This window comes from Pseudomonas farris (genome assembly GCF_019145235.1).
In the GTDB taxonomy this organism is placed as follows: domain Bacteria; phylum Pseudomonadota; class Gammaproteobacteria; order Pseudomonadales; family Pseudomonadaceae; genus Aquipseudomonas; species Aquipseudomonas farris.
This window is the reverse complement of sequence record NZ_JAHSTV010000002.1, coordinates 617,713-629,781: the sequence shown is the minus strand read 5'-3', so window position 1 is coordinate 629,781 and position 12,069 is coordinate 617,713. Positions and strand designations below refer to the sequence as shown.

Here is a 12,069-nt window from a genome sequence, read left to right as displayed (position 1 = left end):
ATGGAAATGGCGGAAGGCAGCCGGAGTCGAACCTGCCCGGGAACGGATGCCGTCCCCAACCGGGTTTGAAGCCCGGCCGCGCCACCGGGCGCGATTGCCTTCCTTGAACTCAGTCTGTTGCTGGTTGAGCCAATGCATTGTCGAGCCGGATATGGCGCCGGTCGCCAAAGCGCCGGGTCAGGCCGATTCGGTCGAAGTACTCAAGAATCTGAATGCTGCGTTTGCGCCCCAGGCCCACGGCATCGCGAAACGCGGCGACCTGGATCACCGGGTCATCGCTGGCCAGTTGCACCAGCATAGCCGCCAATCGGCGCACCAGTGTCTCGGTATAAAACAAGTCACGAACCACTTGATGCACAAGCCCCAGCCGCGCCATCTTGCGCAGCAGCAGGCGCACGGCGGCCTCTTCATGGCCCGTCGATTTAGCCAGATCACGCACCCACGGCGGATCGAAACCCGCCTGTTCGAACAACGGCTGTAACTGTTGCCACAGGGTTTCGTCATCCTCGCTCAACCGCACTTGGTGATCGGGCAAATGCAGCCATGGGCCACTGGCGACGATCGCACCGCTGACCAGTAATTCGTCGAGCAGGCTGATAAAGGTCGGCCGGTCCAGCGCGGTGCCGGCGAAGCGACGCAGGCGATCCCTGTCCGGTCCCATTTGATCCGGTTCGAGTTGATGAAAGCGTGCGAGGTGTTCCAGCAGTGGCGCTTTCAGGGCTTCCCAGCGAGCAGCGCTGAAGAGCAACGGCCCCTGCCGCGTATCGATCAAGCGCACGTCGTCGGGCAGCTCCCAAGTTTCGCGCGGGCGATTGAACTGACGCTCCAGACGTTGCGGATCGAGCCCGGTGTCGCTGTTGGCCAGCAGCGCCGGCAATGCTTCTTCCAGGCTGTTCGTGGTGGCCAGCGCTTGTAGCTGCGCCAATCGTTCGAGACTGCGACGGTGTCGGGCCGGGGCGAACGGGTCAAGCACCCGGCCACCGCCGAGGGTGCGTCGGGCGCTTTGGTCGCGCAGGATCAAACGATCGCCCTTCACCGCCAGCACCGGCGCGTTCACCAGCAGTTGCGCGAACATCTGCTTACCCGGTGCCAGGCTGGCGCCCCCCAGCAACGCCACTCGCCCGGTCACGTCCTGAGTACCCAGATGCACGTGCACGGGCTGAAAGTGCTCGAAGCTTCGCGCCTCGCTGACCAACAAGGTCATCTCGATATCCAGACACTGGGTCGGCGCATGCAGCCATTCGGCCAACAACCAGTGGCCCCGGTGAATCTGCTCCAGGGCCAAACGGTCGGCACTCAGGTTCAGCGCGACTCGCTGCCCGGCCGTTGCGCTGTCAGCCGCCTGGTTCTGCGCGTGCAGGCCTCGCACCCGCACCGGTTTGCCCAGCGGACTCAACATCAGCGTATCGCCCACGGCCACTTGGCCAGACAACGCGGTGCCGGTCACCACGATCCCGGCACCGGCCACACTGAAAGCCCGATCAATCGCCAGGCGAAAACCGCCGCTGGCGCTGCGTTGAAGCACCTCATGTTGCGCATCCAGCAAGGCCTGACGCAGTGTCTCGACGCCTTCGCCGGTCACGCTCGACAGCGCGATTTGCGGCGCGTTGGCATAAGGTCCGGGTGCGAGCAATGCTTCGATCTGTTCCCGGACGGCTTGCACACGAGCAGGGTCGACGCGGTCGCATTTGGTGATTGCAATCAGTGCCCGAGGGATGCCCAGCAACTCGACAATCGCCAGATGTTCGCGGGTCTGCGGCATGACGCCGTCATCGGCCGCCACCACCAACAACACCAGATCAATGCCCTGAGCCCCGGCCAGCATGTTGTGGGTGAAGCGCTCATGACCGGGAACGTCGATAAAACCGGTCAGGGCGGCGCCCGGTTCCAGCGCCGTGTAGATGTAGCCGAGGTCGATGGTCATGCCGCGTTCGCGTTCTTCCCGGCGACGGTCGCCGGCCTGGCCGGTCAATGCCTGGAGCAAGGAGGTCTTGCCGTGATCGATATGCCCCGCCGTGCCGACAATCACCCGTCCGCGCCCTCCTCCTGCAGTTGATCGAATTGCGCCAGCTGATCGAGTTGCGCCAACCACGCGGCTTCGTCGTCCAGTTGGCGCAGGTCCAGCCAAAGCGCATCGTCATCGATGCGCCCGAGCACGGGAATCGGCAACCGACGAAACGCGGTTTCCAGCCCCATCAATCGCCGCCCGCGCAGACGTTTGGTTACGTTGGGCCGCAGGCATAACGCAGCACTAGGTAAGCGAGCCACCGGTTGGCTGCCGCTGCCGATCATGCCCAGCGCCGGTACCGCGCTGACGCTCCAGCCATTGCCCAACACCTGCGCCAGTGACGGTTGCAGGCGTTCGGCCTCGGCGAAGATGTCGGCCTGGGGCCGGGTCAGCAGGCGCAGACTCGGCAGGCGTTCGGCCAATCGATCAGGATCGCGGTACAGCGCCAATACGGCTTCGAGGGCAGCCAGGGTCAGTTTGTCGACCCGCAGCGCACGCTTGAGCGGGTTCTTCTTGATCTTCGCGATCAGGTCTTTGCGGCCGACTATCAGCCCGGCCTGGGGACCGCCGAGCAGTTTGTCGCCGCTGAAAGTAACGATGTCCGCGCCATCAAGCAGCGCCTGACGCACCGTCGGTTCGGCGGGCAAACCCCAGCGAGTCAGGTCCAGCAGGCTGCCGCTGCCCAGGTCTTCCAGCAGCGGCAGTCCGTGACGGTGTGCCAACTCCGCCAGTTCAGCCGTCGGCACCCGGGCGGTGAAACCTTCAATGGAGTAATTGCTCGCGTGTACGCGCATCACCAGGCCACTGCGCGGACCAATCGCAGCCTCGTAATCGCGGGCATGGGTGCGGTTGGTGGTGCCCACTTCGTGCAGCCGCACCCCGGCGCGGGCCATGATGTCGGGAATGCGAAAGGCACCGCCGATTTCGATCAGCTCACCACGGGAAATGATGCCTTCCTTGCGCGCGCCCAGGCTGTTAAGCGTCAGCAACACAGCGGCGGCGTTGTTGTTGACCACGGTCACCGCTTCGGCACCGGTCAGCTCGCGGATCAGGCCTTCGATCAAATCATCCCGATCGCCGCGCTTGCCGCTGTGCAGGTCAAATTCCAGATTGAGCGGATAGCGGGCGGCGAGTTGAACGGCTTCGATAGCCGACTCCGGCAACAACGCGCGCCCGAGGTTGGTGTGCAGCACCGTGCCGGTAAGGTTGAACACCCGGCGGACCTGGCTGCGATGCTGGATCGCCAGACGCTCGCCTGCCCTGCCCGCCAATACGTCGGGGGCGATTTCGACGGCATCGAGTTCACCCTTGAGCACCGGCTCGCGCAAGTCGTCGAGCAGTTGCCGCAGGCCGGCCAGCAGCGCGTCACGCCCATAACGCTCGGCCAGCGCCTGGCAGGCAGGATGGCGCAGCAAGCTGTCGATGGAGGGCAGCCGCAAGGTTTGGCTGGCGGAGGGTGCGGGCATCAGAGGCTCCCGGAAGCGATTGATCGTCGCGTCTGAGTGTAGCCGCTGGGCTCATAGGGATCGGCTTAGGGAGACAAGCTCAGTCGCCTCCCGGTGCCAGCATCAGATTCGGCGATGGGCGCTGGTAGCCTTCCTGCTCCAGGCGCATGTCCAGCATCAGGCTGGACAGGTCCGCCGAGAGTGCTTCGGCTTCGGCGTCGTTTTCCAGGTAGATCAGCTTCAGGTAGCTGTTGCAGCCGGGGCAGACTTCCGCCCGCAACGGCGCCTGATTGGCGGCATGACGGTCATCCTCGAAACTGACGTATTGCAGCCCCTTGCTCTGTTCGCAATACACGCACTTGACCCGCACCGCATGCCATTCGCAGGCACACAACGAGCACACCAGATAACGCAACCCGTTGTATTTGCCGCGATGACGAATCACCCCGGCCATCGCCGGCGAACCGCAGGCCGGGCATTGACTAAGACTGTCGCCGCGCTTGAGTTCAAGGTTGGGTGAACTCAGCAGCCAATGGCTCCAGGCCGCTTGCAGCGCTGCACCGAGGAACGGCACCAGCTCTGCCGGCAGCATTGAATACTGGCCGCTGACCAAGGCAATTGCCCACGCTTTGAGCAGCCCCGGGTTGGCGCTGCGCAAAGTCGCCACGGCGTTTTCTATCGCCGTTTGTGGCGGTGGCTGATAGCGTTGCAGCAAGGCTTCGAGATACGGTAGCCAAACATTTTCGCGCACCAGACTGTCGGCGGCGAACGGTGGCAAGCCATGTTCTACGCACACCCGAAGACGTTCGGGATCGGGCATGGCGGCCACGGGCGGATCGTCCATCAGGTTCTGCTGAACGTGGCACAGCCCCGCGATCAAACGCAGGTAGTCCGCCATGGGATGCCCGTCGGCCAGGTGTTCCAGACGCAGCGCGCGCAAGGTGAACAGGTTGTTCGGTGGCAGGTACAGAAACGGCGGTGAACTCGCCGCCGCTTCTATCTGCCCAGGCTCGAGGATCGTGGCCAAGGGGTCATCCTTTTTTGGTGATCGGTCGCTCAGGCGTCTCGTCTTGGGTCACTTCCCGGTACCAGAGTTCATGGTGTTTTTTCGCCCAGGCGCGGCTGACCCTGCCACGCACCATGGCGTGGACCGAGCCGCGAATCCAGATACCGGCATAGACGTGAACGATGATGCTCAGCACCAGGATGAACCCCGCCAGCGCATGCAGCAGCATCGCCCAGCGAATACCGGTGATGCCGAAGTACGCGCTGAACCAGGCACGCCAGATCACCAGCCCGCTGAACAACAGCACCAGCATGCAGATCAGCAACACCCAGAACAGTAGTTTCTGCGCCGGGTTGTATTTGCCGATCGGCGGCACGCCCTCCTCATCGTTGCGCATGACAGTCCCGACGCGCCTGAGCCACAACCGGTCGTTGGCGCTGAAGTAATTCGCCCGCCAGAAACTGAACACCAGGCCGAGGAACAGCACAAACATCGCCACGCCCATGTACGGATGCAGAATACGCGTCCACGAACCGCCGCCAAACAGGTTGCTGAGCCAGAACAACCCCGGATGGAACAAGGCCAGCCCCGACAGCGCGGCCATGAGAAACAGAAGCGCCACCAGCCAGTGATTGGTGCGCTGGTTGGAGGTGTAGCGCAGGATCGTTTTGTCGTTCATGGCCTGTCCTCCCCGCCGGGTTTCGTCGGATCAAAGGTGTGCACCGATGGATCGAACTCATGCACCGCAGGGTCGACGGTAACTGGGTGTTCGTCTTCCTCAACCAACTGCGGCCCAACGCGCACGTAATGGAAGAATCCGGCCAGCACCGCCGCGCCCATGGCCAACAACGCCAGGGGTTTGCTCAGGCCTTTCCACAGGTCCACCAGCGGACTGATCGCCGGGTGATCCGGCAACCCGGCATACAACCTGGGCGTGTCGGCATGGTGCAGCACATACATGACGTGGGTGCCGCCGACGCCTGCGGGGTCATACAAACCGGCGTTTTCGAAACCGCGACTCTTGAGGTCGACGATACGTTCGGCAGCGTGTTCTTTCATGTCTTCCTTGCTGCCGAAAACGATGGCGCCGGTCGGGCAGGTTTTCACGCAGGCCGGCTCCAGCCCCACCGCCACCCGGTCCGAGCACAGCGTGCATTTGTAAGCCTTGTGGTCCTTTTGCGAGATGCGCGGAATGTTGAACGGGCACCCGGTGATGCAATACCCGCAGCCGATGCAATGGTCCTGATCGAAATCGACGATGCCGTTGGCGTGCTTGATGATCGCGCCGGGGCTCGGGCACGCCGCCAGGCAGCCGGGCTCGGCGCAGTGCATGCAGCCGTCCTTGCGGATCAGCCATTCGAGGTTGCCGGCGTCGGTTTCATGCTCGGTGAAGCGCATCAAGGTCCAGGTATCTGCGCTGAGGTCTTGAGGGTTGTCGTAAGTGCCGAGGTTGTGACCAACATCGTCGCGCAGCTCGTTCCATTCCGAGCAGGCGACTTGGCAGGCCTTGCAGCCGATGCACTTGGTGGTGTCGATCAGCTTGGCCACTTCCTCTTGCGTGCGCACCGAGGGCGGCACGGTGGTGGTGGCCGAACGGGCGATGATGTCTTGGCTGGCCATTAGACTTTCTCCACGTTGACCAGGAATGACTTGGATTCCGGGGTCTGTGTGTTGCCATCGCCGAGGAACGGCACCAGGGTGTTGGTCAGGTAACCGTGACGGGTGGCGCCGGTGAAACCCCAGTGCAACGGGATACCGATCTGGTGCACCACTTGATTGTTGACCTGCAGCGGACGAATCCGCTTGGTCACCACCGCCACCGCTTCGATATGCCCGCGCTTGGAACTGACCCGCACCCGGTCACCGGCAGCAATGCCCTTCTCCTTGGCCAGGACTTCACCGATTTCGACAAACTGTTCGGGCTGGGTAATAGCGTTGATCGGGCAATGCTTGGACCAGAAATGGAAGTGTTCGGTCAGCCGGTAACTGGTCGCCGCATAAGGGAAGTCCTTGGCCTGCCCGAGGGTGTCCCAGACTGAATCGAAGATCCGTCCGGCCGGATTGCTGGTCGCCTGCTTGTTGTTGGGGTGCATCGGGTTGATGCCGATGGGTGTCTCGAACGGCTCATAGTGTTCCGGGAACGGCCCTTCGTTCATCTTGTCGAGGGCGAAGAAACGCGCCACGCCTTCGGGGTTCATGATGAACGGGTTCATCCCGGCTTCCGGCGGCACATCGGCCTTGTAGTCAGGCACGTCTGTGCCGGTCCAGACCTTGCCGTTCCACCACACCAGCTTCTTGTTCGGGTCCCACGGTTTGCCTTGAAGGTCGCAAGAGGCGCGGTTGTAGAGAATCCGTCGGTTCATCGGCCAGGCCCAGGCCCAGCCCAGGTTCTGCTTCATGCCGAAAGGATCGCTGTTGTCACGCCGGGCCATCAGGTTGCCCTGCTCGGTCCAGCTGCCGCAGAAAATCCAGCACCCGGACGCCGTGCTGCCATCGTCCTTGAGCTGGCCGAAGCCGGACAGCTGCTGACCGGTCTTGATCACCGCGCCCGAAGCGTCGGTGACATCGGATACGGCGTAGCCGTTGAATTCCCGGGCCAGCTCTTCTGGCGTCGGGTCATCCGACACTTTGTAGGGCCAGTCGAGCTTGAGGATCGGCTCGGCCCAGGCACCGCCATTGGCCTGATAGCGCTTGCGCAGGCGCAAGAACAACTCGGCCATGATCTTCACATCCGTGTGCGCCTGCCCCGGGCCATCGGCGCCCTTCCAGTGCCATTGCAGCCAGCGACCGCTGTTGACCAGCGACCCGTTTTCTTCGGCGAAACAGGTGGTGGGCAGACGGATGACTTCGGTCTGGATCTCGGCCGTTTGCACATCGTTGTATGGCCCGACGTTGCGCCAGAACTCCGAGGTTTCGGTGGCCAGTGGGTCCATCACCACCAGCCATTTGAGTTTGGCCAGCGCCTTCATCACCCGGTTCTTGTCCGGCAAGGCGGCGATCGGATTGAAGCCCTGGCACATGTAGCCATTGACCTGCCCCTTGCCCATCATGTCGAACATTTTCAGGATGTCGTAGCCAGGAATGTCCAGCTTGGGCAGCCAGTCGTAGCCCCAGTTGTTCTCTGCGGTGGCATTGGCGCCGTACCAGGCTTTCATCAGGCTGACGTGAAACTTGCCGTAGTTCTGCCAGTAAGACATTTGCCCGGGACGCAGCGGCTTGAGTGCGCGCTTGGCGATATAAGCGTTGTAATCCTGTTCGGCCTCGGCCGGCAGGGTCAGGTAACCGGGCAGCAGATTGGACAGCAAGCCCAGATCGGTCAGGCCCTGGATGTTGGAGTGCCCGCGCAGAGCGTTGACGCCCCCGCCCGGCATGCCGACGTTGCCCAGCAGCAGTTGCACCATGGCCGCGCTGCGGATCATCTGCGAGCCGGTCGAGTGCTGGGTCCAGCCCAGCGCGTAAAGAATAGTCATGGTTTTGCCCGGTTGCGAGCAGGTGGCGATTTCTTCCCAGATTTTCTGCATCGCGTCCACGGGCATGCCGCAGACCTGACTGGCCAGCTCCAGGGTGTAGCGGCTGTAATGCTGCTTCATTAATTGATAGACGCAGCGTGGGTCTTGCAAGGTCGGGTCGACTTTGGCGAAACCGTCCTCGCCGATTTCGTAGCCCCAGCCGGACTTGTCGGTGTAGATGCGTTTGCTCGCGTCGTAACCGCTGAACAACCCGTCCTCAAAGCCGTAGTTGGCCTTGACGATGAACGACACGTCCGTATAGGCGCGTACGTATTCGTGCTGGATCTTGTCTTCGGTCAGCAGGTAATTGATCAGCCCGCCCATGAAGGCAATGTCGGTGCCGGTGCGGATCGGCGCGTAATAGTCCGCCACCGAGGCCGTACGGGTAAAACGCGGGTCGACCACAATCAGCCGCGCCTTGTTGTGGGCTTTGGCTTCGGTCACCCATTTGAAACCGCAAGGGTGCGCTTCCGCGGCGTTGCCACCCATCACCAGAACCAGATTCGCGTTGGCGATATCGGTCCAGTGGTTGGTCATGGCACCACGGCCATACGTCGGGGCAAGACTTGCCACCGTCGGGCCATGTCAGACACGTGCCTGGTTATCAAACCCCAGCATGCCGAGACTGCGAATCACCTTGTGGGTGATGTACCCCGCTTCGTTGGACGATGCCGACGCCGCAAGGAAACCGGTAGTCAGCCAGCGGTTCACCGTTTGCCCCTGGGCGTTCTTCTCGATGAAATTGGCGTCGCGGTCGGCCTTCATCAGGTCGGCGATGCGATCCAGCGCTTCATCCCAGGAGATTCGCGTCCACTCCGTGGTGCCGGGCTTGCGCACCTGCGGGTACTGGAGACGGCTGGGGCTGTGAATGAAATCGAGCAGGCCTGCGCCTTTAGGGCAGAGGGTGCCGCGATTGACGGGGTGGTCGGCATCGCCTTCGATGTGGATGATGCTCTGGGCGACATTCTTCGCGTTGTCGCCCTGGCTGTACATGATCAAGCCGCAACCGACCGAGCAGTACGGGCAGGTGTTGCGGGTTTCATGGGTATGGGCGAGCTTGAAATGACGCACTTGTTCGGCGAAAGCTGGCGTCGGGGCCATGCCCAGCGCGCCGAGGCTTGAGCCCGCAAGGCCGAGACCAGCGACCTTGAAGAACTGACGACGGTTGAGGTCCATCGTGCACTCCTGATCAGGTGGAAACCCGGTGCGTTGGCCAGTCAGTCAAGACACGGAACCTGTGGGAGCGGGCTTGCTCGCGAAAGCGGTGTGTCAGGCGACATCAATGTTGACGGTGCCGCCCTCTTCGCGAGCAAGCCCGCTCCCACAAGGGTTTTGCTTAACTGCCTGGCGTTGTACGTTGGCCGGGTTTTTCTGGACGATCACGGTGACGGCAACGGAACTACCGCCACTTAGAACTTTAGACAATGTTGCCGTCCGCCGTCTGAAAACCGACCGTCGGCGGCTTGCCGGTCATGCTCTGTTGCGCAATTCGCCAGCGATCAAGGTTGGCGCTTATCATGGCCGCCGGATTAACCCCCTGCCTTTTATGAGACTGAGCATGACTTTCGATTTTGATCAGGTGTTCGACCGCCATGGCACCGGCAGTACCAAATGGAGCCGCTACCCGGCCGATGTGTTGCCGATGTGGGTCGCCGACATGGACTTTGCCGCGCCGCCAGCGATCATTCAGGCGCTGCAAAAACGCCTGGAACACCCGATGCTCGGTTACAGCGTGGCTCAGGATGACTTGCGTGACGCCATCGTCGCCGACCTTTGGAACAAGTACGCTTGGCGTGTGCAACCTCAAGAGCTGATATTCCTGCCGGGTATCGAGTCGGGTTTCAACATGGCCCTGCATGCGCTGGTTCAGCCGCAGCAGAACGTGGTCGTGCAAACGCCAAACTACCCGCCGCTGCGCCATGCGCCGGGCCACTGGCAGTTGAACAAGGTCGAGCTGGACTTCGACGCGTTGGCCGATGGTACGTATGCCACGCCGCTCGATACCTTGCGCGAGGCGCTGCAAGGGGGCGGCGCGCTGCTGCTGAGCAACCCGCATAACCCGCTGGGCAAGGTCTTCCCGCGTGAGGAACTGCAAGCGGTCGCCGACATTTGCCTGGAGCAGGACGCCTGGATCATCTCCGACGAGATCCATTCCGAGCTGTGCTTCGACGGGCGCATACACATTCCGACCGCCTCGCTCAGCCCAGAAATCGCCAAGCGCACCATCACCCTGATGTCGGCGAGCAAGGCCTACAACATTGCCGGTTTGAAGACGGCGTTCATGATCATCCAGGACGCGACACTGCGCCATCGGGTCAACAACGCCCGCTGCGGCATGGTCGACAGCGTCAACCCGCTGGGCCTGGAAGCCACCCGCGTCGCCTACCGCGAAGGCGGCCCGTGGCTGACCGAGCTCATGGCCTATCTGCAAAGCAATCGGGATTATCTGGTGGACGCGGTTCGTACGCGGTTGCCGGGTGTGACCATGAACATCCCTCAGGGCACTTACCTGGCGTGGTTCGACTGCACGGCGCTGGGGCTGGATAACCCGCAGCAATTCTTCCTCGAGCAGGCCAAGGTCGGGCTGAGCGCAGGGCTGGATTTTGGCGATAACGCCCAGCAGTTCGTGCGCTTGAACTTCGGCTGCCCGCGGGCGCTGCTGGAGGAAGGGATCGCGCGGATGGAGCGTAGTTTGCGTAACCACCAGGCCTGACGCCCCAGGTTGACACCGAAAACCCGATGCCCGTGCATCGGGTTTTTTATGGGCGATATGCGCAGTATCGAATCCCGTTCAAGGCGTTATGCGCTCCATGCAGGCTTTGATGAAATCTTGCCGCTTCTGATCGTCCGGTAGCTTCATGAAGTTTTTCGGCTCGCAATTTTTCTCATTCACTTCGTATTTGTTTTCGCAGCCAGCGAGACATGCCAACGAGAGTGCCAGTGCAACGAGCGATTGGGTGTTCATGAGCAACTCCTCATCGAGTTTCTTGCATCGCATTGAACCTAACTCATGAGTTGAGTGTATGCAGAAACAGTGAGCTCTCCCCTTGCGCTAAACCCGTCGGAAGTCCAACCGAACTCAAGGCAAAAGACCGGGGTCAACCCTCAACGAGCGCTTGTGGCGTTTGAGTCTTTTGCCTTGAACAGAGGAGATTTCCCGATGACTGACTATCCAAAACCACCCTTCCCCAAACAAAGCCAGCCAGTCCCCGGGGTTCAAACGAAAATGGACCCTTACCCGGATTGTGGCGAGCAGAGCTACAAAGGCTCGGGTCGGCTGGAGGGCAAGATTGCCCTGATCACTGGGGGTGACAGCGGCATCGGCCGTGCGGTGGCGATTGCATTCGCCCGGGAAGGCGCGGATGTGGTGGTTGCCTACTTGAATGAAACTGAAGATGCGCAGGAAACCGCACGCTGGGTCGAACAGGCCGGTCGTCAATGCCTGCTTCTGCCCGGCGATGTGGCGCAGAAAGAGCACTGCCAGGCGCTGGTGGACAAAACGGTCGAGCGCTTTGGCCGGATCGACATTCTGGTCAACAACGCCGCCTTCCAGATGACCCACGAAAACATCGAGGACATCCCGGACGAAGAATGGGTGATGACCTTCGATGTGAACGTCACGGCCATGTTCAGGCTCTGTCAGGCCGCGCTGAAGCACATGAAGCCAGGCAGTTCGATCATCAACACCAGCTCGATCAACTCCGACATGCCCAAGCCGACATTGCTGGCCTACGCGACCACTAAAGGCGCGATTGCCAACTTCACCGCCGGCCTGGCGCAGATGCTCGGCCCGAAAAACATTCGGGTAAACAGCGTGGCACCGGGGCCGATCTGGACGCCGCTGATCGTCTCGACCATGCCCGAGGAAGACGTGCAAAACTTCGGATCGCAAACCCCGCTCGGCCGTCCCGGTCAACCGGTGGAAGTCGCGCCGATCTATGTACTGCTGGCCTCGGATGAAGCCAGTTACATCACCGGGCAACGGTATGGCGTCACGGGCGGCAAGCCGATGCTTTGACGCAACTGGCATGGCCAGCGTTCGGCCCCTGTAGGAGCTGCCGAAGGCTGCGATCGTTTGACTTTGATGTCAGCGAAAGCAAG

Annotated in this window: 10 protein-coding genes and 1 tRNA gene; 2 read left to right on the top strand and 9 right to left on the bottom strand. The window is 61.7% G+C overall.

From position 1 onward, the window contains the following. Positions 1-7 precede the first annotated feature (7 nt). The 8 genes from KVG95_RS06010 to KVG95_RS05975 form a co-directional block, all read right to left on the bottom strand. Positions 8-103: transfer RNA gene (locus KVG95_RS06010), tRNA-Sec, on the bottom strand. Positions 104-109: 6 nt separating this feature from the next. After that, positions 110-2,029, bottom strand: a complete 1,920-nt coding sequence (gene selB / locus KVG95_RS06005; protein ID WP_217854896.1) for a selenocysteine-specific translation elongation factor — start codon at positions 2,027-2,029, stop codon at positions 110-112. Then, positions 2,026-3,474, bottom strand: a complete 1,449-nt coding sequence (selA, locus tag KVG95_RS06000; RefSeq protein WP_217854895.1) for an L-seryl-tRNA(Sec) selenium transferase — start codon at positions 3,472-3,474, stop codon at positions 2,026-2,028. Before selA ends, selB begins: the two co-directional genes overlap by 4 nt. 79 nt (positions 3,475-3,553) lie before the next feature. Further along, on the bottom strand, positions 3,554-4,480 hold the full coding sequence (fdhE, locus tag KVG95_RS05995; protein WP_217854894.1) for a formate dehydrogenase accessory protein FdhE: 927 nt from the start codon (positions 4,478-4,480) through the stop codon (positions 3,554-3,556). A gap of 4 nt (positions 4,481-4,484) precedes the next feature. Continuing rightward, positions 4,485-5,138: a formate dehydrogenase subunit gamma gene (locus KVG95_RS05990; RefSeq protein ID WP_217854893.1), complete on the bottom strand. Its 654-nt coding sequence runs from the start codon at positions 5,136-5,138 to the stop codon at positions 4,485-4,487. Beyond that, positions 5,135-6,079, bottom strand: a complete 945-nt coding sequence (gene fdxH / locus KVG95_RS05985; protein WP_217854892.1) for a formate dehydrogenase subunit beta — start codon at positions 6,077-6,079, stop codon at positions 5,135-5,137. Before fdxH ends, KVG95_RS05990 begins: the two co-directional genes overlap by 4 nt. Then, positions 6,079-9,144 (bottom strand): formate dehydrogenase-N subunit alpha, encoded by a 3,066-nt coding sequence (gene fdnG, locus KVG95_RS05980; protein ID WP_217854891.1) that lies wholly within the window; start codon positions 9,142-9,144, stop codon positions 6,079-6,081. The genes fdxH and fdnG overlap by 1 nt, the downstream gene beginning before the upstream one ends. 93 nt (positions 9,145-9,237) lie before the next feature. Further along, on the bottom strand, positions 9,238-9,393 hold the full coding sequence (locus tag KVG95_RS05975; protein ID WP_217854890.1) for a hypothetical protein: 156 nt from the start codon (positions 9,391-9,393) through the stop codon (positions 9,238-9,240). A 133-nt stretch (positions 9,394-9,526) separates the two neighbouring features. On the opposite strand from KVG95_RS05975, the gene KVG95_RS05970 reads away from it, so the two are divergent. Continuing rightward, positions 9,527-10,681, top strand: coding sequence for a MalY/PatB family protein (locus KVG95_RS05970; RefSeq protein WP_217854889.1), 1,155 nt, complete (start codon positions 9,527-9,529; stop codon positions 10,679-10,681). A 78-nt stretch (positions 10,682-10,759) separates the two neighbouring features. On the opposite strand, the gene trbK is transcribed toward KVG95_RS05970, so the two are convergent. Further along, entirely contained in the window at positions 10,760-10,933 is a 174-nt protein-coding gene (gene trbK, locus KVG95_RS05965) for an entry exclusion lipoprotein TrbK (RefSeq protein WP_217854888.1), read from the bottom strand. A gap of 195 nt (positions 10,934-11,128) precedes the next feature. Between trbK and KVG95_RS05960 the strand changes: the two genes are divergently transcribed. After that, positions 11,129-11,986: an SDR family oxidoreductase gene (locus KVG95_RS05960; RefSeq protein ID WP_217854887.1), complete on the top strand. Its 858-nt coding sequence runs from the start codon at positions 11,129-11,131 to the stop codon at positions 11,984-11,986. Positions 11,987-12,069 lie beyond the last annotated feature (83 nt).